This window comes from Paenibacillus sp. FSL R5-0475 (assembly GCF_038004585.1).
Taxonomy (GTDB): Bacteria; Bacillota; Bacilli; order Paenibacillales; family Paenibacillaceae; genus Paenibacillus_AQ.
Window position 1 is genome coordinate 5,307,882 of the sequence record NZ_JBBORK010000001.1, and the last position, 21,786, is coordinate 5,329,667.

Genomic DNA, 21,786 nt, shown 5'->3' on the forward strand with positions numbered 1-21,786 from the left:
TGAGTCACTCCCTTTATGAACTGCGATGACGGTACAATAAGTAGATGAAGAAAGGCGCTCCAATAGCAGCGGTGAATACGCCTGCCGGGATATCCAGAGGGATAAACGCAATTCTGGCGACAAGATCAGATAGCAGTAAGACAAGTGAGCCGATAAGAGCTGAGACTGGAATAACGCCGCCATAGGCAGGCCCAACTAGCTTTCGAGCAATATGCGGAGCCATCAGACCAATAAAATTGATTGCACCACCAATAGCAACCGCTACCCCTGCAAGGGCAACGCTGATCACGAGCAGAATCGTTCTTTTGACTTGGACCGAACTGCCAACACTCGTAGCTACCTCATCCCCTAGCTCTTGCACATTTAGGTGCCTAGCATAAATCAATGCAGCAGGAATCAGAATAACCATCCATGGCAGCATCGTTAGTACATCTCGGTCCCAAGATACACCATATATACTTCCCGTCATGAAAGTGAATGCTTTGACCGCTACAGCTGTCGGCGTAAACGATGATGAGAGAATCAACATATATGTAACTGCTGTAATCGCCGTAGACATTCCGATCCCAATCAGCACCAGTCGAAGTGGAGTAATCCCCCGTCGATATGCGAATAGATAGATCAGGAGTGCTGCCGCAAAAGCCCCGGCAATCGAACTAATAGGCATGAAACGGATACTTACGTGAGAGAAATAAAGAATGAAAATCACGGTACCAAGCGATGCCCCACCAGAAATCCCTATAATATCAGGTGATGTGAGTGGATTACGAACGATACCCTGCAGCAATGCTCCAGAGATGGCTAGTGCCGCACCGACCATAACCGCAACGACGACACGAGGCATTCTTAAGGAGAAAATAATCATCGCATCGGACGGATCGCCTATACCGAAAAGCGTTCGAATAACGGCAATCGGACTAATAAAAGTACTTCCAAGTCCTACACAGATGATCATCGTAATTACATTAGCGGCTAACAGCAACAAAATCATGATTAACGTTCTACGACTAATTTGAAAAGAGTGATTACGACCTCTAAGGGTCATCCATTTATCCATATTAGGCATCCCCTCTTCTGGCAATATATACGAAGAAAGGAACCCCGAGAATAGCAGTCATAACGCCAACAGGTATTTCCTTCGGAAATGCAATGTACCGTGATCCAATATCTGCGCCAAGCAGTAGAATACCCCCAAGTATAGCGCAGTAAGGAATAACCCAGCGATAATCCAGACCTACCAAATAACGTGTAATATGTGGAATTACAATGCCTACAAAAGCAATTGGACCTGCAATCGATACAGAACCACCCGCAAGCAAGACAATGATGACCCCAGCAGCTAGTTTAATGAATATTGTCTTCTGTCCGAGCCCTGTAGCAACATCTTCCCCCAGCGTAAGCAGGTTCATATGTCTAGCAATCACAAAGGCACCTAATAGTGCTATACCCATATAAGGTGCAGCTGTAATAAATATTCCCATGTCCCGCCCCGAAACAGAACCGACGAACCAATATAAGACTTGATCAAAGGTCTGCCCACCGGTTAATAAACAACCAAGGGATAAAGAGGAGAAAAAGGCAGTCATTGCAGCACCCGCGAGTGTAACCTTAAGGGGAGTCAGTCCATCGCTTCCACTGGAGCCGAGAATGTATACAATGGTGGCTGTGACAGCTGCGCCGATGAAAGCTAGGGTTGCAAAGGTGGTCAGACCACTTGCTCCGAAAAAAGCTGAGCCCGCAACAATGAAGAATGCTGCTCCGGCGTTAATACCGAAGAGACTCGGTGAAGCTAGAGGGTTGCGTGTGATGCCTTGCATCAAGGAGCCTGCAACTGCCAGACTCGCTCCAGCTATCGCAGCTATAAAAGCACGTGGTACTCTAGCTGTCTGTATAATCAAATGCTCTTGTGAACCATTGTAATCCGTGAAGGATTGGACAATCGTATGCCAACTAATATTAGTCACGCCAAAGGCGATACTGCATACAATTCCGGCAACCAATAACACCAGACTCATCAGTAATCCAACAACCTTCTGCGCTCGCGTGTTAAGTAGAGTGCTCATAGTTTCCTCTTTCCTATTATCCTATGATTAATTTACATATAAACCAATCAGGTTCCTAAGATATTTTAGGTTATGAGGTAGAACCTGTCAACGAAGATGATAATCATTATCATAAAATCGTTGACTTTGAGAATGTAAGTTGTTATAGTTTTTTCCATCGTCGTTGAGAATCATTTTCATAATATATAGGGGGTTAGTGAATGTTTTCCGTTATAAAAAAACAAAGATTTTCTTTAACTATATCCGCAGCTTTACTCGCCTTGACTGTCATTGTGTCAGGTTGTGGTCAAGCAGGATCTAATAACAGTAATGCAGCAAGTCCCGTTGAATCTAATGCAGCAAACTCAGGAGCCGAACATAAAGTAACTCACTCTATGGGAGAAACTACAATTAAAGGAACACCGAAGCGTGTAGTTGTACTAACGAATGAAGGAACGGAAGCTTTGCTGGCTCTTGGCGTGAAGCCAGTAGGAGCTGTTAAATCATGGACAGGTGATCCGTGGTATGAACACATCGCAGCGGATATGGAAGGTGTAACTGTCGTTGGTGAAGAAAGCCAGCCAAACCTTGAACTCATTGCCAGTCTGAAACCTGATCTAATCATCGGTAATAAGTTGCGTCAGGAAAAAGTGTACGACCAGCTAAAAGCCATTGCACCAACCGTCTTCTCTGAAACGCTTCGTGGCGCATGGCAAACGAACTTCCTACTCTATGCTGATGCTTTGGGCAAAACTACCGAGGGCGAAAAGCTGATTGCAGACTACGATAGCCGTGCTGCAGATTTCAAAGCAAAAGCAGGCGATAAGCTGAATCAGAAAGTATCTGTCGTTCGTTTCATGGCAGGAAAGACACGTATCTACCTAGAGGATACTTTCACAGGTATTGCCTTCTCCAAGCTGGGGATCACTCGTCCCGACAATCAGAAATATACCGATACATTCGTTGAAGAGATTACCAAAGAGCGTCTTCCAGAAGTAGATGCAGACATGTTGTTCTACTTCACTTACGACACTGGTGACGGAAAAGGCACCGAGATGGAACAAGAAATGCTGAAAGATCCGCTCTGGCAAAGCCTTAATGTTGTTAAGAACAATAAAGCCATCAGAGTGAGCGATGCAATCTGGAATACATCTGGCGGCGTCATCGCAGCTAATCTTATGCTTGATGAGCTTTACAAGATTTATGATATAAAATAAACAGCACGAAAAGAGATGGTACTGGAAATTTCCTGTACCATCTCTTTTTTATGGTTAAAAATAACCAACAAACTTCCTCTACTACAGCAATATATCCAAATTATTTTTTTCTATTATGGCTCTCTAGCAGGGCCTCTAATGAAATGCCATTAACTGTGACGCCTGAAAGATTGCAGTCTTTTATCTCTACATTTGAAAGATCACACTCTACAAAAGATGTGCCGTTAAGCTGGCATCGTTCAAACTTATTGCCTTTACCATACAAGTGAATATCATGGAAATAGGCTTCTCCTAATTCACTATTGCTAACCTTGATTTCCCACAATCCGACTTCATTAAACTTAACAAGATGCATATTGATATCGTTAAAAGTAGTACTACTCATATTAATATTGTCAAACTTAGTACCCGCCATATTTACATTAGAAAAGTTCGTCTTAGGCATATCAATATCATCGAATTCACTTTGGCCCATGGCCACACGACGAAAGTTGGTTTCAGGCATTCTTTCATCCTGAAAAACTCTCTTTTTAAATTCGTCCTGCAATTTGTTTTCACTTAGATTGTTATTCACTGTACTCAACATCTCCCTTTTTAAGATCGTTCTTGATCTGCGGAGTCTACTCTCGACAGCTTCAATAGATAAATCAAGGAAATCAGCGATCTCCCTAACCTTGTAGTTGTCGATATAGAATAGAATGGTGACTATACGGTTAGCTTCGGATAAGGTGTTTAATGCCTTCCACACATCTTGCTGGAGTTCTCTTCGGAGGAGCTGATCTTCAGTGGTCTCCAACTGAGAAACCTCGATTTTCTCCATGAATTCATATGCAGCTTTCTTCTTATTCGCCCTAAACCAATCCATACATTCCCGTGTAGTAACTGCATATAACCAACTGGCGAGTTTCTCTGGCTCCTTTAAGTTGGGTAAATAACGATAGGTCTTAACAAAAACCTCTTGTGTAATGTCTTGCGCGGTGTGGAAATCCCCCAATTTACCGTAAGCTACTCCATATACTGCATTGGAATATTTGCCGATAAGCCCACTGAATGCATCCATATCCCCTTTACACACCTTATCTACCAGTTCTGCATCCGTACGAGTCACTATCTGCCTCCTTATCAATCAAGCTCATAACATAGACGGAAAAGGAGTTCAAAAACCGTCTTTATGTCTTTAAATAATCTTTTTGATGAAGAAAGGTCTAGTTAGAGTTCAGTACTACTGGCTTGCCGATACAGCTCACGGCTCTTATGACCAGCCTGTAGAATCATCTTCATTTCCTCTTTACGCTTAGCTCTTGTTGCCTCTTGTTTGGCACTATAGACATATCGAGCCCAGTCTTTGCGGTATCCCGGGGTAAGCGATTGATAGATGGCTAGAAGCTCCGGTGTATCTTTCAGATCTTCTTCCACATTTGGAATGAAAGAAATATAGTCATCTACAGATTGACTTGGGGTATTGGAAAGCTGACCTTTCCCCTTAGCGTCCTCTTTCAACCCCACAACTGTAAAGACATCATCCAAACCTACCATGCGTGCAAATTTAATATTGCTTGTCCCGATGTAGCCCTTCTCATCACTGCCCAGACCCTCTAGTAAGTCGTCACGATGAATATAGGTCGGATACACTTTGTTTCCCTTTTTAGGATACGCCACAAAGAGATAGCCATTCTTATGAAGATGCTGTTGCTCAATCACACGGTTCACTAGTTCCTGTAACGACGCCATGTCTAGTACAAAGGCAAATATAAGATCATACGCCCCATTTAGCGAAGTATCATAATCCGTCAATTCCGCTAAATAATCGGAGCCTTCTGGTTTACTCAATATCGCTACTTGGTTGTATTTTTGTAAGTTCAGCTTTTCTACGATGGTTTTAGTCACTATGCTTCATCCCCCAAATGTATTCGGATGCTTCTTCATCGTGATCATTATAGCCTAATCGCTACCCAATCTAAAACATTCTACGGGCCGTCACAAAACGCTTCTTCCACTTCTCACTCAGGGCTTCATAATGGACGCCTTGCTCCTTAGAATACGTATGCAATATCTGATTATTTCCCGCATACATAGCAACATGACCAATGTCGAGACCACGTGCACTAAAGAACAGTAGATCTCCTTTACGCAGTTCGCTGATTCCAACTTCCTTCCCTTCTTTGGCTTGATTATAAGAGGCGCGTGGCAGATCCACCGACAACACGTTCTCTAATAAATGTGCTACGAAAGAAGAACAGTCAAAGGTAGACGTCTGGTTCGTTGCAGCACCGAATTCATAAGGGGTTCCCAGATACTTTTCTCCGTAAGCAAGCAACGCGCTTCCCTGCTTCTCAGCGAGCGACTCACTAGTATAATCGCTATATTTCGGTTTAGCAGATATGTACCCCGTCTTGTTGTCTTGCGTTCGCACTTCTAACCACAAAGCATCCACTTCTCTAACGATATGGACTTTATCGCCTACGGACAACATTTGCTGGACACCTGATTGATCCGATGAATTCGGCGAACTGCGCAGGTTAACCCCATAACGAATCGTTGTATCGTAATTCAGCGCTGAATAGATGCGGACGGTCCGAGTGTTAGCCTCCCACTTCACGGTGCTGCCTAGAGCCTCGCTGACAAAACGCAGCGGCATCATCGTATTACCACCGACAACCTGACCCGGAACGGTTAAGCTTAAGGCTTGTCCATTTTTGTTCGCGGTTAAATCTCCTATTTGATAAGTCAGCACCAGCGTTCCCTTAGTGGCCTTCACTGTTTTGGTATCGTTGTTCCATGAAATCTTTGCTCCCTGTTCTTCAAACAGCTTGCGCATGGGAATAAGCGTTGTACCGTTTATGAGCAAGGGCTGAACCTCTAATTCAAGCTGCCGATCATCCAGAAAAACGCCTGTAACCTGATTCTGAGGCATCACCGCCGCATGGGCTGGAGCTGTATAGAGTATAGATGTAAGTAGTACAAGTAGTGTGGCTTTCTTATGAATCCTCATGATGTCGTCACCTCGTTGATTAATATGTTCAATTGTTATTACTAAAAAAAGGGTAATTAGTTTTGTTACAATTATTGGGGTTGCTGTCTAACTACTGCTCAAACCATGTAAAAAGAGGACTGCGGTCACCTTTCGGTGCCACAGCCCTCTTTTTAATCCACTTCAAAAATAGAATCGATAATGATCGGAAGATTATCCCTTACAGAAACAGCGCCCAATACCGAACGAGCATGACTGCCCTTGTCTCCGAATACCTCCAGCATTAAATCCGAACAGCCATTGAGCACTTTATGATGTTCTTCGAATAAGGGATCTGCATTCACAAATCCTTGAATTTTGACCACTCTCTTCACTTTATCCAAGGAACCTAAAGCTGACTCAAGGACGGCAAGGATCTCTATACCAGCCTGACGTGCAAAATGATAGCCTTCTTCGGTGGTGAAGTCTTGTCCCAGCTTGCCTTTGGGATGCCCGGCGGGTCCTTTTCCCGATACAAAACATAATCCATTAACAATAACGTAGTTAGCATATTTTGCCGCCGGTTCACTAGCACTAGGTAGGACAATACCTAATTCGTCAAGTCTATCCGCTATGATTCGATCCGCCACTTCAGTTCCCTCCTCCAATCAGTACAACCTCAATAAATTGGTAAGATTATACTGATTAATCCAGAAAGGGTCAATCCTATTTTGCTTCGACCTCTGCTTCCCATCTCGATATCTCAGCTCGAACAATTGGCGCTACTTCAGTACCCAATAGCTCAATGGCTCTCATTACATCCTTATGAGGCATCGTACCTAGCGGTACATGCAGCATAAAGCGTGTAATTCCTACGTGTTTACGTAGGTGAATAATCTTCTCAGCAACAGTGTCTGGATCTCCTACATACAAGGCACCTTCAAATCTACGTGCCGCATCAAAGCTCGCACGACTATAATGACCCCAGCCACGCTCACGACCAATCACATTCATACTAGCCTGCGTAGAGGGGAAGAACATATCGGCCGCAAGCTGATTATCCTCTGCAATAAAGCCGTGCGAGTGTGAGGCAACCGGAAGCTTCGACACATCATGTCCTGCTTGGGCCGCCGCTTTCTTATAGAGCTTCACCAGTGGAGCAAATTGCAACGGACTTCCGCCAATAATCGCGAGCACAAGTGGTAGCCCGAGCAGGCCAGCACGAATCACAGATTCGGTATTGCCTCCACTGCCAATCCATACGGGCAAAGGATTCTGAACGGGGCGCGGATAAATCCCCAAATTATTAATGGCTGGTCGGTGATTTCCACTCCAGGTTACTTTTTCGGATGCCGTTATTTTTAACAACAGGTCCAGCTTCTCATCGAATAACTCATCGTAGTCATTTAAATCGTATCCAAAGAGCGGGAAAGATTCGATAAAAGAACCCCGGCCTGCCATGATTTCTGCCCGTCCATTTGAGATTCCATCAAGTGTTGCAAAATCCTGAAATACACGTACTGGATCAGCAGAGGACAGCACGGTTACCGCACTGGTCAGCCGAATTCGTGTCGTCTGTGAGGCAGCCGCAGCCAGCAAAACTGCTGGAGAAGATGCGGCATAATCCTTTCGATGATGCTCACCCACACCGAATATATCTAAGCCCACCTTATCTGCAAGAACAATCTCCTCTACTACCTCGCGCAATCGCTGTGCATGACTTATTAACTCCCCCGATTGAACATCCGGTGTTGTTTCTACGAACGTACTGATACCTATTTCCACTTACGATTCCCCCTTAACTATAATTTTCTCTTAGAGTTGTTTGTTTGATTATAACACAAGTTAAGTTCAAGCATAGCTAGGCATTAATGCCTAGCTCCAGCTTGTCCAAAAACTCATTTTTAAAATTTGCAGAACATCACTGACAAATAGAGGATTTTGATGAAATATGTTGAAATGATCTAAAACAAGTAGCTCTCATGCATCTCATGCTTGATATAGGAGGGACATATGCTTCAAAGAAATAAACACAAAAATTCCATATCCAAACAAACCTTCAATCCTGTTCGGGGCTCCTTAAAAATCGCCGTAATATATTTTATTGTTGGGTGCTTATGGATCCCTTTAACAGATAAGGCCGTTTCCACTTTTACGCGAGATCCGGAGTGGATAAGACTTATTAATATAATTAAAGGCTGGTTCTTTATCCTCATAACAGCTTTGCTTATCTTTGCATTAATTCTAGGTACTCTGAAACGGATTAAAAGGATCGAGAAGAAACTGGATCTTGCCTATAGGGATAGGGTGAGCGCCCACGAAAATCTAGAGGCCGCCTATGAGGAAATCACAGCTACGGAAGAAGAACTCAGACAGCAATATGATCAGCTCATTGAGAATCAAGAGAAGCTAGCCATGAATGAAGAAAGGATGCATTACCTGGCGTATCATGATCTATTAACCGGCTTGCCCAACAAATTAGCTTTTTATGAGAATGGGCCTCACATTTTGGAACTGAATAACATTGCAGCCTTAATGTTCATCGACATTGATTACTTCAAATATGTAAATGATACGATGGGCCATGAATTTGGTGACCGCCTAATTGTTAAGGTTAGTGAGAGATTGGTGTCCCTGGTTGGGAGTAGTGGGGAAGTGTATCGTTTCGCCGGGGATGAGTTCATCGTTCTTTTATATTCTATTGAGAACAGTCAGTGTATAACTAGTGTAGCCTCTCACATTATTGCCGGTTTTAAAGATGCGATTGAGATGGATGACAGTCTGCTACATGTTAGCCTAAGCATCGGAATCAGTGCTCACCCCGAACATGGAAGTAATATTATGGAACTCCTTAAATGCGCAGACATCGCTATGTATAAAGCCAAAGACGCTGGCAAGGGTCAAATTATTGTCTTTGATCAACCGCTCAATGATACCTTTACTGAGCGAATGAACATTGAGAAGCAGTTGTATAATGCTTTAGAGAAAAATGAGCTAGAGGTATTCTATCAACCCCAGATTGATCTGACTCAGAACAGAGTGACGGGACTAGAGGCTCTTATGCGCTGGAACAACCCCATACTAGGCATGGTCCCTCCGGATAAGTTTATCAAAATAGCAGAAGATTCCCACCTCATTATTCCTCTCGGGGCGTGGGTGCTCAGAACAGCCTGTGCCTTTTTAAAAAGTCTTCATGAGCAAGGATTATCACATCTGACGATGTCTGTTAATATTTCAATGCTGCAGCTACTGCAAAGCGACTTCAATGAGTTAGTTCTAGACACCTTGCAAGCCTCCGGACTAGATCCTGAATACTTAGAGCTAGAGATTACAGAGAGTGTTCTGGTTGAATCTTACGAATATGTGAGTAGTAAACTGACTGAACTCAGAGCTCACAACATCAAAATTGCCTTGGATGACTTTGGTACCGGTTATTCCTCCTTAAGCTATCTTACTCATATGCCGATCTCGACTTTAAAAATAGACAAGTCCTTCATTGATTCCATTCGAACAGGGACACATCAAGCCGTTCTTGTCGAACAAATTATTATGATTGGTAAACGCATGAATATGTGTGTTATTGCAGAAGGTGTGGAGCGAACTGTACAACTCGATTACCTGCAGGAGCAAGGCTGCGATAAAATTCAAGGTTACTTGTTCAGTAAGCCACAGTCCGCACAGAGCGTAAAAGAGCTGCTAACCGAGTGGGAGAAGGTTTCGAGCTTAAATGAATAAAGATGAACCTATTTTTTTATATAAGAAGGTGTTACCGAATTGAATGTCATGACATGGATTGACTTATCATTATTCTTCGTTCTTTTCGTTCTATTCATCTACATATTTGTTACTGTAACAATCACTAACTTACATAAGGTTTACTTGACTTTCCATTTCACGATGATGTTATGGCCCTTCTGTCAATTTGCTCTCAAAACTACAGCGGATCCCGATGTTCAATTGTTTTATGTGAAGCTAGCTTTTATTGACTCGATACTGTTAACGATTGGATGGCTTCTTTTTACGATATTTCTCACTGGAAAATCATATCTCCTCCGAAAAAAGAAAACGCTGATCCTATACATTGTCGCAGCATTGATCTTAATTGGAGTGATCGTCAATCCAAAGCAAAGCTTTGTACTGCCAATGCATGGTGGATATGTTGAAAGATCCTATGGTCCGCTTTTTTGGCTGTTTATTCTCTTTTTGATCTGCACTATTATTATTTCTCTGTATATCATCTATTCAGCGCTTATATCGAACGCCACACAGCGGATCAAAAAACAGGTTACTCATGTACTCAAAGGTGTGCTGGTGCTGACTGTATTTGTATTACTGGATGTCTTTCTTAATGTGGTACTGTTTAAATCTCAGCCGGTGATTCCGGGGATGACCTCTCTGGGGATACTAATCTCTGCCATCTTTTTCGTCATTGCCATCCATCGTGATAAAATATTTGATCTCGTAACCATCGCTCATCAGGATATCATTGACACAATCACACTAGGTATTCTTGTACTGGATGATAACGAGACTGTGGTAGAGATCAATCGATCGCTTTTGCCAAAAATCAACCTACAGATCGGTGATCGCTTCGACTTATCGGCGCTAACCCCCCTGGAGCAGACTGCCAGCGCTTTCCGATTGTTTCAACATACATATCTTAAACAGCCCATGGAGAGAAGCGAAGTTGAAGTATTCTACACCTCGCTCCAAGCGTACATCAATATTACCGCGGAACCCATTGTCGTAGGCGAGATCATGGTTGGACGGATTCTCACCTTTCAGGATAGAAGCGAGCTGCATCGCCTCATTGCTGAGACTAATCAGCAGAACGAGATCCTGCAAGAGCGTAATCTGGCATTAATTGAAATCCAGAATGAGCTTTCTCAGACCAACCAAAAACTCAAGCAGATGGCCATAACCGACAGCTTAACAGGTTGTTATAACCGTCATTACTTAACGCAGTACTTAGAACAAGAGATTATAGAAAATATGATATTGAAGCAGCCTTTTGCCATCATTCTACTGGATATCGACTTTTTCAAAACGGTGAATGACAATTACGGCCACTTAGTCGGCGATGTTGTAATTTGCAGCACGGTAGAGGTCATTAAGCAATCGCTAAGGGAGACGGATATTCTGGCACGCTATGGCGGGGAAGAGTTTATCGTCTATTTACCAAATACGAATCACACACAAGCAAACCTCTGGGCAGAACATATCAAATTCATGATAGAGGCCAATAAAGTACATGTGGATGAGGTTGCTCATTCTGTATCCATCACTGTAAGCATGGGACTACTGTCCATTAATAATTTTGCAGAGCAGTATGCAGAAAGCCCGACCAATCAACTAAATGATTTATTCGAATCTGTGGACAAAGCTTTATATCAAGCCAAAAATGCAGGACGAAACCAAATTGTTGAAATCATAAGATGACATGCCTTTAAATATTACCTAAAAAAAGAAAGAATCAGCCCTACTTCTATCGAAGGTAAGCTGATTCTTTCTTTTATATCTTTTTAACAAATTCGGATTTTAATTTCATAGCCCCAAACCCATCAATTTTGCAATCAATATCATGATCTCCGTCCACTAAACGGATGTTTTTGACTTTGGTACCTATCTTCAGAACAGATGAGCTTCCTTTTACCTTAAGGTCTTTGATTACAGTTACTGAGTCGCCGTCGTTTAATACATTACCATTGGCATCTTTGATAACCTTTTGATCTTCACTATTCTCAGACTCTGATTCTAATGTCCACTCGTGTGCACATTCCGGGCAGACTAGTAGACTTCCATCTTCATAAGTGTACTCAGAATTACATTTCGGGCAGTTCGGTAAATTAGACATTGTTTCATTTTCTCCAATCGTAGTTCAAATTCTAGCTGTCTTGCGGCTAATCTTTAAAAGTATATTTCATATTCATGAAGGAATCCACTATATCCAGATAGTAAGCTTGTTCCACGTTTCTTAAAAAACAAACCACTAAATATTATCTTGTATATATTTTCACAATTGTCTATGATAATAATGTAAAATTTTCATATAAATACATAGGAGAGTGAACAATGATTAGTCAAAGGAGTGTCGCATTTTCCATTATACTGTCATTAATTACATGTGGAATATACGGAATATTTTGGTTTATTGTTCTAACGAATGACGTTGGAAAGCTAAGTGGAGACTACACATTCACAGGAGGAAAGCATTTTCTTCTAACATTGATTACTTGCGGGATATGGAGCCTGGTTTGGGCCTACCAGATCGGTAAACATGTTGCAGAAGCTCAAAGACAACGCGGCTATCTCGTATCCGATAATTCAGCTCTGTACGTGATCCTCACAATCTTTAGTTTTGGTATTGTCACATACGCTTTGGTGCAATCTGATGTTAACAAATTGGTATAATTTTACGATTCATAGAAGGACACACCCTAAACTATTTTGGAGTGTGTCCTTAAGTCTCCTTGGCTTACTGTATTTCACTGTATGGATGCCTTTAACCAATCTAGGTGTACCTTGTCTATTTCATGAATGGACTGGATTTTATTGTCCGGGATGTGGAGTCACAAGAGTTATTCTATCCTTGTTAAAGTTCGACTTCGTTCAGGCGTTTAGATTTAACCCGTTGCTATTTATTCTAGCGCCTCTGTATATGTTGTACTTAATTACTGAAAAGAAACGTATCCAACCACTTAGCCATGGAATTATGGCTGTGATGTTGATCCTTACCGTTACATTTGGAGTACTGAGAAATTTTCCAATGTTTGATTACTTGGCCCCTACAGTAATTCGTTAGCATCAACTATGGTTACATAATAGCTTGAAGGCGCACAATCGCTTGAGCCCGGTCAACCACCTCTAATTTGCTATAAAGATTACTAATATAGTTACGGGCTGTCCCCTCCGCAATATGCAGTGTATCGGCAATTTCGCGATTGTTAAGTCCCCGGATAATGAGCTGCGCCAGCTCCTCTTCCCGTTCTGTCAGACTCATACGATCTACATTGGATCTTTGCCAATGTTCGTACTCCTCCGTCAATCTATTCATCCTCGTCGCCAATTTGGCTGCTACCGGAGCTGGCAGAATAAATTGCCCGGATATCGTATCACGGATCGAAGAAATCATTTTATCAGCATCCATATCCTTCAGCATATAGCCGCTTGCTCCAAATGCCATACCCTCAACAATATAATCGGTCTCTATAAAAGTGGTTAAAATCAGAATGAATATATCCGGACGAATCTGCTTGATTCGTTTTAGTGCACTGATCCCATTCATGATCGGCATTTGAACATCAAGCAGTACCAGATCGGGTTGGAATGCTTCCACCATCTCGCAGGCCTCTTCCCCGTTCTTGGCAGCGCCAACCACTTCCATATCATCCTCCAGATCCAGAATGGTACGAAGTCCTTCACGCGTCAACAATTGATCATCGGCAATTACAATCTTTATCTTACTCATTTTCTATTCCCAACCCTTCGCATTGGCAGATCGATTTCCAGTAGACAGCCCTCATTCATTTCTGAATCGATCGATAAGCTACCTCCCAGTTGCTCCACCCGTTCTTTCATCGTCCTGAGTCCAAAACCCATCACTATATGACTATCTCCTGACCCACGATCTTTGAGCCTAAACTGTAAATTTGCTCCGACAGACTCCAGACTAAAATGAAACTCCGTACTCTTACCGTGTCTGATTCCGTTCGTTAGGCCCTCCTGCAAAGCATGATAGATGGCCTTTTTATAGGCTGTTGACATGGCCTCCGGCAGATCATAAATAATGGCATGGACGACAACGCCCGCATTACGTTCAGTATCGCGTATCAGTTGCTTCAACATGACCGTGAGGTCCGAATACTTGTCCTCCTTCAGCATATGGACAGAGCCGCGGATTTCATTCAAGCTATGCCGAACAAGATCCTGTGCTTCAACCAGTCGCTGAAAACCACTATCTATATCTTTTTTCTGAAGCAGCCGCTTGCCAGCTTCAATCTGCAGAATCGTCGATGTAAGTGTATGCCCAACAATATCATGAATCTCTTGGGCAATACGATTGCGTTCTTCAAAGACGGTAGCTTCGGCCAAAGCCGCAGATGTTTCTCGCATCGAACGCTCCAGACTACGAGTTCTTTCTACAACTTGGTCCTCTAGATTTTTTTTAAGATATTGGATTCCCGAATACAGCTTGGCGTTAGCGATTGAGATTGCGCATTGTGAACCAAGCAGCTTGAGCACATCGAGCCTACTTGGCGTAAATACACCTGGGGATAGGTTATTCTCCAAATAGAGCAAGCAAACCAATTTATTCTGATTCATGATAGGAAGACAAAGTACCGATTTCAGTCTATTCTTCCTAACGTAAACGTTACGCGTAAATATCCCCTCACTGAGCGCATCATGTAATACAACCTGCTCCTGTGTTCTTGCTGCATAGGCTATAATCGCTGCCGGAACAAGATCTGACTCTTCCCCGAGAGGAACAGATTCGATATGCTGAGCTTCTGAGGTACCATAAGCTTCAACCATCCATTTGCCATCATGATCAAAAATAACTGCCCCATATTCGGCCCCAGCATTGTGGAGCATGATCCGCATCAGCGTGGCCAATAATCGACTCATCTCCATCTCGCCCGATAAAGCTTGAGCAGACATAACTACAGAAAGGGAATCGACTCGATCGAGCCCGGGCTCCCGTTTAATATGCAGCAAATGACTATGCTGCTGCTCAATGTCAGCCGCTTTAGCCTTTGCGCCCCATTGCAGATAAGCCTCGTAGGCCTCAGTCATATAGATTCTTGCTAGATGTAATTTGCCATGACGAAGTCCATATTTGCCGTAGCATTCCGCCGCCATCGCTAAATCGTGAATATGGCCATTGATACGAGCAGCCTCAATAGACTGCTCATACAAGGCTTCAGCTTGTCGTGGATCTCGCGATAGGCGAGTCAGCTCAGCCTTCATCAACAAATATTTATGCTCATAATTTTCCGGGCAACGCTTAGCAAGCTTTTTCATTTTCTTCAGCCGACTGTGCATTTTTACCCGGTATACACGTTGCTCTTCAGCGTTATATTCCTCATACAACTGAGCCCAGACTAAACATTCATACACGGTCTGCATAGGACTGTCTAAGCCATCTTCACGTGATTTTATAATGGCAGCTGATTTCGCTAATGCCTCACTGGCTTCGCGGTACTCCCCAAATACATAACCTGTCAAATATCGGTGTATCCAGACCATTTCTTGTATAAAATTAAAGGTATCTCCATGAACCGACTGTGCAAAATCAGGTTCGCTAATCTCTGCGATGTTAAATGGATCATCTAGTGAGCGATAACCCGTCAATCGAACTAGAGTAGCTGCAGCTATGATAGCCTGCTTACAGTGAAGACTGTTGTTATGGCGCAGCAAATCACCGGAATGAGCAATTAACCGATCATAGATATCGCCTAACGGATGGCCAAATTGCAAAAGGGAGGCACAGTTGATTAGCACACTCTGGTTGCCTTTCCATAAGTCACCTGATTCCAGTCCCACTTTACCTGCTTTCTCGGTAAACATACGGAGCATAGTTGGATCATAATGCCGCCAGCTATCGTAGCACATTGCGAACGCAGCTAAGGTTGTCATATGCACTTTCGGATAGGGTTCCGATAAGCTGCACGCCAGCAGGGCCCATTTAAATGTTTCTTCATCATTACGGAAGTAATAGTATTGAAACATTGCATAGCCTATGAATCCAATGGAAGCCTCCGGAGTCATCCCATAATCGAGCGTCAATTCAATCATGGTGAAGGAAGAAGCGAGCCACCCATCTCGGTTGACATAGAAGCAGGCATTGCTCGTATGATCTAAAGTGGTCATTGCGACTCTACGAGCCTCGTCGGTCATCGGCGGTAAAAGATTAAGCGATTCGAGTGAAACCTTCTGTAGTCTGCGCCGCAATCTTAACCATTGAAGCGTCAATTGAACATAGCTAGGATCAAATTGATGGCTCACTTTCAATAGCGATAATGTATGCCGACCTAAGGAGATAACCTCTTCATGGTTATCATTACTTGCTTCCAATTGAACCTTCATCGCGTAGATGTAAGCCTTATCCGTATTTGTCGCAGCTTTATGGATTAACAGATGAAATAATTCATTCGCCTTATCAAAATGTGAACATAAGTATTCGAGCTCGGCCCTCTCACGAAATACCCGGAAGGTTAGCCCATAATGCTCCTCCCAGCTCTGCTCCTCTAGTATCGCTGTTGCCTGAAGCATATATTGTAAGGCTGTCTCATGTGCAGTCGTTTGCTTCGCTTTTATCCCTGCCTGTAAGTTCAGCTCTACCAGTTGAAGCCTCTGTTCGGGGCGATCTATCCATGTAAGCGCCTGATTGAAATGATGGACCGCTTCAAATAGAATCGTTCCTTCACTAAGAGAGCTGCGGCCTAGCAATAGCATGCCAATCCTCCAATGTAGCTCTGGGCGCACCTCTTCGGGAACAAGAGCATAAGCCGCCCGATGAATGCGGTTATGCTGGAATTTAAAATGCGTATATTCCTCCCCGTTAACAGGTTGTAGCACACGTCCATTTACAGCGACTTCCAACGCTTCGGTCAATGTCTCTACCGGAATCTCCATAATTTCGGCAAGCGTACCCACATCAAATATGCTGCCCATTAATGCAGCTCTACTAAGTGCATACACCGTCTGATCAGGAAATTGCTGTAATTTACTTGAAAGATAGGCTGCTGCATTATCAGGAACATTCAATTCAGTAATGCGCTGGAGGTCCCATTTCCAGCTTCGAAGATCCTCGTCAAATTCCACTCGCTGATCATCAATCAAATCCTGAAGGAATTGCTTAATAAATAGTGGATTCCCATCTGTCTTATGCAGAAGTACCCGCGCTAACTCGTCCAAGTCAGCAGCCTCGTAACGCATAACATCCAGTAGCAGTTGTTTTAAATCGGTGAGTTCAAGCGCTTGTAGAGATATTCTACTCATCACTACGTTGCGGTCTATCAAATGCTTTTCCAGCTTACTGAGTGGGTGCAGCCTCGTGATTTCCCGATCACGATAGGAAAGAACGATTAGCAGATGACTCGTGGCCGTGTCCTCTATAAGCGAAGTAAGATATTGCAGCGATGTTTCATCCGCCCATTGCAGATTGTCCAATATCAAGATCAAGGGATGATCTTCATGAGGAAAGAGTTGAATAAATCGGCTCATAATTAATTGAAATCGATGCTGAGCTTCCAGCGGCGGCAACGAAGGCACGGAAGGTTGGGGACCAATCAAGAGCTCAAGCTTAGGGACAAGTTCGATCAATAATTGCCCGTAACTGTCCACTGCCTGTAAAATACGCAGCTTCCAAACCTCCACCTGCAGCTTCGTTTCCATCAGCAGTTGACTGACCAATTCTTCTATAACTTGATGCCAGATGCCATAAGGGAGTGAGGTATGTAGAGATTCGAATTTGCCTCTGGCGAAAAAACCATCCAAAGAAATCGAATTTCTAAGCGTTTCTTTTAGAAAGGTTGTTTTACCGATACCACTCTCACCACTAAGCCAGACCGTCTTTACAGCACCTTGTGATGCTCGTTTCAGTGCTTCTCGTAAGCTTAGTTTCTCAAAATGTCTTCCGTAGAATCGTTCCGATACCATCCAGCGTTCCGGAATATCCCAGCTTCCTAATAGGAAGGGCTCGATGTACCCGTATTGTTGTAGGTGGGTTAGACATTCCTCAAGATCCGACTTGATTCCAAAGGCGCTGGCATATCTCGCATCGGGCATCTTCTCCATGCATTTAGCAACAATGTCAGAGACAGATAGAGGGATAGTGGGAAACCTGCGATGTAAAGGCTCAGGTGTATCTGCAAGATGACGATATACAATATCAACAACATCATGAAGCTCAAAGGGGCGACTGCCTGAAAGACATTCATACATAATGACTCCAAGCGAATAAAAGTCAGAACGATAGTCCGGGTTCAACCCAGTTCGACCCGTTTGCTCTGGCGATATATAAGGAAGCAAGGCATCCGGCCGCCCGCTTAAAGGTGACAATGGACTGGTATCATTTTCAGCGGAGCACATTCGTATATCAATAAATTTCACTTCAAAAGTAATTGGATTGACGATTAGATGAGCGGGGGTCAGTTCATTTAGTGTTATTTTTTCTCGATGAATTTGCATAAGACAATCAGCAACAGCGATGGCGATCCGAAGCAGCACTGGAAGCTCCAGTGAATCAGGTGTACGCAGTATCTGATCCAGCGTACTCCCCTCTATATCTTTTAGGAGAAGGACTGGCCGATCCGGTGTGATTTCCAGGCTATATGCCTCGATTGCTCCACGACCGCTAAGTCGCTTAAGCATGTCATACTCATGACGAAAAGCATCAACCATAGTAGATCCCGGGTACTCGCCTGTAGTTGTCTTGGCAATAACCCTAAGGCCATCTTCTTGACGTAGGAGTCTGTACAGCCTGATATCTGAGGTAGTCTCTATCAGATCTAAAGTTTGGTATCCTTGCAACTCAAACATGAACAGCACTCCCTAGTTACAATTAGGTAGACAGAATAAGCAATCTCGCAAAGCAATTATACTCATTATATCATCTGATCTCGCCATAGAATCCTATGTTGTAATTAACTTTGTCATCTATTTTGTCATATGACATCTATAAAATTGCATTGTGATAATATAGGAAAAAATACACAATCATCCCCACATAAGGAGGATTCAAATTGCATCTTTCCTACATAGACTACCCTATGCTTGAGCACCTGTCCGATGAAGAATTACAGCAGTTAGCTCCAGAAATGCAAGAAGAGCATTATGAACCCGGCAAGCTTATCATGAAAAAGGGCGAGGTCAGCCAGCGGGTTTATATTTTGGTATCCGGTCAGGTACAAGTATTTATTAGTACGGAAATAAAGGTAGAATTGGCTATACTCTCGAAAGGCCAGTTCTTCGGGGAAATGTCCTGTCTTACCGGAGATCCCATTAGTGCACATGTAGAAGCGATCGATAATGTTCATGTAATATCCGTATCCAGAAATGGCATGCTGCTGTTGATGGACAAAAATCGCGAGTTCCGCAGCCAGATCATCGAATCCATGATCAAGAGAATCCAAAATTCCAACGAACGTGTACTGGAAGAGCATTCGAAAAGTCAGATCATCATGAAGCTTCATGAATCCGAGGAACAAGAGCGCTATGGTGAACTGATCGGAGAAAGTGCCGAAATGCGCACACTTATCAGATCGATTGAACATCTGTCGACGGAGCGGGTCCATGTTGTCGTGATAGGTGAATCCGGTACAGGGAAGGTAAATGTAGCAAGAGCACTTCATTACCGAGCAACGAACGGTCAATACCCGCTACTGGTGTTAAATGTAGCAGACATGAGCCTTGTTGATTGGGAGACCAAGGTTATTGCGGCAAAAGGAGGAACCATTGTCATCGAGGAAGCAGAATCCTGTCCTTCTGAGAAGCTACTACAGCTGCTGGAGGCAGCTGCACAGATTCGAATCATCCTGACTAGCACTTGTCCCTTGAAGATTGTTTCCCACTTAGCGGTCTTGCCTGTGCCTCCTCTTCGTGAGCGAACTGAAGATATACCGCTGCTTGCGCAATACTTTCTAGAAAAAGAAGGAGCGGGCAATGCGCAAGAAATCCTCTCTCAAGATGCCCTGAGCATGCTGTCCCTGTTCCCTTACCTAGACAATAATGTAGAGGAATTACGAAATATCGTGAGAGAAGCCTATATTCGTAGCGAAGGACGTATGATCTACAGTCACCATCTCCGCTTCGGCCGAGTCCGTAAAGTAGGAGACCGCCCAGTTATTGGTCTGGCGTTAGGAAGCGGCGCAGCCAGAGGCATGGCTCACCTTGGGGTGTTAAACATTCTGGAGCAGGAGGGCATTCCCATAGACATGATCGCAGGAACAAGCGTTGGATCTATGGTCGGAGGAGCCTATGCAGCCGGAATGTCTGTAAAAGAATGTATGAAGGTTCTTTCTACGATCAGTTGGGGACAACTGGTGCGTCCAACCTTCCCTATGCGGTCCCTTGTTCATAACGCGCCCATTATCAGCTTTATCGAAAAGCATGTCGGTAAGCGTCTAATTGAGGAGCTGCCTATACCCTTTGGCGCGATAGCTTCAGACGTCTCCACCGGTGAGGCTCATATCATGAGGACGGGTTCGCTTGCACATACCATTGCCGCAAGTACAGCCGTTCCCGTAGCCATGCGACCTGTCAACTATCAAGGAAAGCACTTAGCCGATGGAGCCATTGTTCATCCTGTGCCAGCTGCGCTAGTAAGGAGCATGGGAGCTGATATTGTAATAGCAGTTAACGTTTGCCCTGAATCCTTCACGAAGGGAGCAGCCAGACATCTAATAGATTCCTTAATGAATACGATTGACATCATGAGCGCAAAGCTGATAAAGGAAGAGCTGCAATTAGCGGATGTAATCTTGCGTCCCGATCTTGGCTTCAATCAAATCAGCTTTAAGGATGCGGACAATTACATAGCCGCCGGAGAAGTGGTAACAAGAGAAGCGATTGCCCAAATCCGCCAAAAAATAGCCGCTTCCTAAATACATTGCATACAAAAAAAGAAAAATTCAGGAGGTGTCCCAAGAGCTATGAACTGCTACTGGTACACCTCCTTGTATTTAATGCTAATGTTATATTTCTACTCATAGCACATTTCATATTTCGTTAGCCCTATCGCGTTTGCGTACAATGCTGCCTGTGTCCGATCATTAACCTGCAGCTTCGCTAAAATCTGGCTGACATGCTTCTTCACCGTAAATTCACTGATATATAGACGTGTAGCAATCGTTCTGTTGCAAGCACCTTGTCCAAGTTCAATCAGTACTTCCTTCTCTTTCGGTGTTAATTCATCCGTCGGACTGCTGCCGCTAATACGCATCTTTTCTTCCATTAGACCAGGATCATAGTACTTTCTCCCTTTATGCACCAACTGGATAGCAAAGAGTAACTCCTCCGGCAGTGCCTCTTTTAGGACATATCCATCTACTAGTACTTCTTCAGCCCTCAAAAAATCCTCTCTGCTCGCAGAGGAAGTCAACAGAATGAACTTACTAACCATGCCGCGAGCACGTGCTGTCTTAATGATATCCAAGCCCGATTCATTAACAAGCTTAAGATCAATGAGAACAATATCTGGCTTTGTCGCTTCAATCACATCAAATGCTTCTTGACCATTCGTAGCTTCACCAGCGAATTGCACACCTGGCTGCATTGAAATGACAGATGCCAGCCCTCTTCTAACTAAAGGATGATCATCCACAATAACGATTTTCATAGAAAAGCCTCCCTCTAAATCTCATGGCAATCTTAATTCTCTATATCAAGTCCACTTAGGATATCGTCCAATTAACGTCTGCCCGTTTGGCCCCTTCCATCTTGAGCAGGAATTCCGACTTAAATCCAATAGCCCCTGCAAATAAAAAATTAGGAAAAGTACTTATCATCGAATTATAGCTTGTCACATTTTCGTTATAGATACGTCTACACGATTACTCATGCTGAACATTCGTAG

General features: G+C 43.6%; 18 protein-coding genes. 6 read left to right on the plus strand and 12 right to left on the minus strand.

Translation table 11 applies throughout. The features are described 5' to 3' along the window. Positions 1–13 precede the first annotated feature (13 nt). Positions 14–1,057, minus strand: a complete 1,044-nt coding sequence (locus MKX41_RS23765; protein ID WP_340973431.1) for a FecCD family ABC transporter permease — start codon at positions 1,055–1,057, stop codon at positions 14–16. Position 1,058: 1 nt separating this feature from the next. After that, on the minus strand, positions 1,059–2,063 hold the full coding sequence (locus MKX41_RS23770) for a FecCD family ABC transporter permease (protein WP_340973432.1): 1,005 nt from the start codon (positions 2,061–2,063) through the stop codon (positions 1,059–1,061). Positions 2,064–2,263: 200 nt separating this feature from the next. On the opposite strand from MKX41_RS23770, the gene MKX41_RS23775 reads away from it, so the two are divergent. Continuing rightward, positions 2,264–3,259: an ABC transporter substrate-binding protein gene (locus MKX41_RS23775; protein ID WP_340973433.1), complete on the plus strand. Its 996-nt coding sequence runs from the start codon at positions 2,264–2,266 to the stop codon at positions 3,257–3,259. A 100-nt stretch (positions 3,260–3,359) separates the two neighbouring features. Here MKX41_RS23775 and MKX41_RS23780 read toward each other — a convergent pair whose 3' ends face one another. The 5 genes from MKX41_RS23780 to MKX41_RS23800 form a co-directional block, all read right to left on the minus strand. Then, on the minus strand, positions 3,360–4,367 hold the full coding sequence (locus MKX41_RS23780) for a sigma-70 family RNA polymerase sigma factor (protein WP_340973434.1): 1,008 nt from the start codon (positions 4,365–4,367) through the stop codon (positions 3,360–3,362). Between the two features lie 101 nt (positions 4,368–4,468). After that, complete coding sequence (locus MKX41_RS23785; RefSeq protein ID WP_340975042.1) at positions 4,469–5,149, minus strand: YdeI/OmpD-associated family protein; 681 nt, start codon at positions 5,147–5,149, stop codon at positions 4,469–4,471. Between the two features lie 67 nt (positions 5,150–5,216). Then, on the minus strand, positions 5,217–6,251 hold the full coding sequence (locus tag MKX41_RS23790) for a C40 family peptidase (RefSeq protein WP_340973435.1): 1,035 nt from the start codon (positions 6,249–6,251) through the stop codon (positions 5,217–5,219). 152 nt (positions 6,252–6,403) lie between these two features. After that, complete coding sequence (locus tag MKX41_RS23795) at positions 6,404–6,859, minus strand: RidA family protein (protein WP_340973437.1); 456 nt, start codon at positions 6,857–6,859, stop codon at positions 6,404–6,406. A 76-nt stretch (positions 6,860–6,935) separates the two neighbouring features. Continuing rightward, positions 6,936–7,994: an LLM class flavin-dependent oxidoreductase gene (locus tag MKX41_RS23800; RefSeq protein WP_042192850.1), complete on the minus strand. Its 1,059-nt coding sequence runs from the start codon at positions 7,992–7,994 to the stop codon at positions 6,936–6,938. A 228-nt stretch (positions 7,995–8,222) separates the two neighbouring features. Between MKX41_RS23800 and MKX41_RS23805 the strand changes: the two genes are divergently transcribed. Both MKX41_RS23805 and MKX41_RS23810 read left to right on the plus strand, forming a co-directional pair. Further along, positions 8,223–9,944, plus strand: a complete 1,722-nt coding sequence (locus MKX41_RS23805) for a putative bifunctional diguanylate cyclase/phosphodiesterase (RefSeq protein WP_052404458.1) — start codon at positions 8,223–8,225, stop codon at positions 9,942–9,944. A 48-nt stretch (positions 9,945–9,992) separates the two neighbouring features. Then, positions 9,993–11,648, plus strand: coding sequence for a histidine kinase N-terminal 7TM domain-containing diguanylate cyclase (locus tag MKX41_RS23810; RefSeq protein ID WP_340975044.1), 1,656 nt, complete (start codon positions 9,993–9,995; stop codon positions 11,646–11,648). 73 nt (positions 11,649–11,721) lie between these two features. On the opposite strand, the gene MKX41_RS23815 is transcribed toward MKX41_RS23810, so the two are convergent. Next, entirely contained in the window at positions 11,722–12,063 is a 342-nt protein-coding gene (locus MKX41_RS23815) for a zinc ribbon domain-containing protein YjdM (RefSeq protein ID WP_042131582.1), read from the minus strand. Between the two features lie 218 nt (positions 12,064–12,281). On the opposite strand from MKX41_RS23815, the gene MKX41_RS23820 reads away from it, so the two are divergent. Together MKX41_RS23820 and MKX41_RS23825 are read left to right on the plus strand one after the other, a co-directional pair. Beyond that, on the plus strand, positions 12,282–12,620 hold the full coding sequence (locus MKX41_RS23820) for a DUF4234 domain-containing protein (RefSeq protein WP_052404459.1): 339 nt from the start codon (positions 12,282–12,284) through the stop codon (positions 12,618–12,620). An 85-nt stretch (positions 12,621–12,705) separates the two neighbouring features. After that, positions 12,706–13,011 carry a DUF2752 domain-containing protein gene (locus MKX41_RS23825; protein ID WP_340975045.1) on the plus strand — a complete coding sequence of 102 codons (306 nt, stop codon included), beginning with the start codon at positions 12,706–12,708 and terminating at the stop codon, positions 13,009–13,011. A 12-nt stretch (positions 13,012–13,023) separates the two neighbouring features. Here MKX41_RS23825 and MKX41_RS23830 read toward each other — a convergent pair whose 3' ends face one another. Continuing rightward, on the minus strand, positions 13,024–13,677 hold the full coding sequence (locus MKX41_RS23830) for a response regulator (protein ID WP_042192856.1): 654 nt from the start codon (positions 13,675–13,677) through the stop codon (positions 13,024–13,026). Beyond that, the gene (locus MKX41_RS23835; RefSeq protein ID WP_340973439.1) at positions 13,674–18,752 is read right to left on the minus strand and encodes an AAA family ATPase; all 5,079 of its coding nucleotides are present in this window, start codon (positions 18,750–18,752) and stop codon (positions 13,674–13,676) included. The genes MKX41_RS23830 and MKX41_RS23835 overlap by 4 nt, the downstream gene beginning before the upstream one ends. A gap of 203 nt (positions 18,753–18,955) precedes the next feature. Between MKX41_RS23835 and MKX41_RS23840 the strand changes: the two genes are divergently transcribed. Then, a complete protein-coding gene (locus tag MKX41_RS23840) occupies positions 18,956–20,815 on the plus strand; it encodes a patatin-like phospholipase family protein (protein WP_340973440.1) in 1,860 nt (619 codons plus the stop codon). Between the two features lie 98 nt (positions 20,816–20,913). On the opposite strand, the gene MKX41_RS23845 is transcribed toward MKX41_RS23840, so the two are convergent. Together MKX41_RS23845 and MKX41_RS32345 are read right to left on the minus strand one after the other, a co-directional pair. Beyond that, entirely contained in the window at positions 20,914–21,549 is a 636-nt protein-coding gene (locus tag MKX41_RS23845) for a response regulator (RefSeq protein ID WP_042192860.1), read from the minus strand. A gap of 55 nt (positions 21,550–21,604) precedes the next feature. Beyond that, positions 21,605–21,751: a LemA family protein gene (locus MKX41_RS32345; protein ID WP_445164950.1), complete on the minus strand. Its 147-nt coding sequence runs from the start codon at positions 21,749–21,751 to the stop codon at positions 21,605–21,607. Positions 21,752–21,786: the final 35 nt, after the last annotated feature.

What these genes read in the sequence shown, in the direction of transcription:
- MKX41_RS23765 (WP_340973431.1), bottom strand. Translation starts at nt 1,057, where the DNA reads ATGGATAAATGGATGACCCTTAGAGGTCGTAATCACTCTTTTCAAATT.
- MKX41_RS23770 (WP_340973432.1), bottom strand. Translation starts at nt 2,063, where the DNA reads ATGAGCACTCTACTTAACACGCGAGCGCAGAAGGTTGTTGGATTACTG.
- MKX41_RS23775 (WP_340973433.1), top strand. Translation starts at nt 2,264, where the DNA reads ATGTTTTCCGTTATAAAAAAACAAAGATTTTCTTTAACTATATCCGCA.
- MKX41_RS23790 (WP_340973435.1), bottom strand. Translation starts at nt 6,251, where the DNA reads ATGAGGATTCATAAGAAAGCCACACTACTTGTACTACTTACATCTATA.
- MKX41_RS23805 (WP_052404458.1), top strand. Translation starts at nt 8,223, where the DNA reads ATGCTTCAAAGAAATAAACACAAAAATTCCATATCCAAACAAACCTTC.
- MKX41_RS23810 (WP_340975044.1), top strand. Translation starts at nt 9,993, where the DNA reads ATGACATGGATTGACTTATCATTATTCTTCGTTCTTTTCGTTCTATTC.
- MKX41_RS23815 (WP_042131582.1), bottom strand. Translation starts at nt 12,063, where the DNA reads ATGTCTAATTTACCGAACTGCCCGAAATGTAATTCTGAGTACACTTAT.
- MKX41_RS23820 (WP_052404459.1), top strand. Translation starts at nt 12,282, where the DNA reads ATGATTAGTCAAAGGAGTGTCGCATTTTCCATTATACTGTCATTAATT.
- MKX41_RS23825 (WP_340975045.1), top strand. Translation starts at nt 12,706, where the DNA reads ATGCCTTTAACCAATCTAGGTGTACCTTGTCTATTTCATGAATGGACT.
- MKX41_RS23830 (WP_042192856.1), bottom strand. Translation starts at nt 13,677, where the DNA reads ATGAGTAAGATAAAGATTGTAATTGCCGATGATCAATTGTTGACGCGT.
- MKX41_RS23835 (WP_340973439.1), bottom strand. Translation starts at nt 18,752, where the DNA reads ATGTTTGAGTTGCAAGGATACCAAACTTTAGATCTGATAGAGACTACC.
- MKX41_RS23845 (WP_042192860.1), bottom strand. Translation starts at nt 21,549, where the DNA reads ATGAAAATCGTTATTGTGGATGATCATCCTTTAGTTAGAAGAGGGCTG.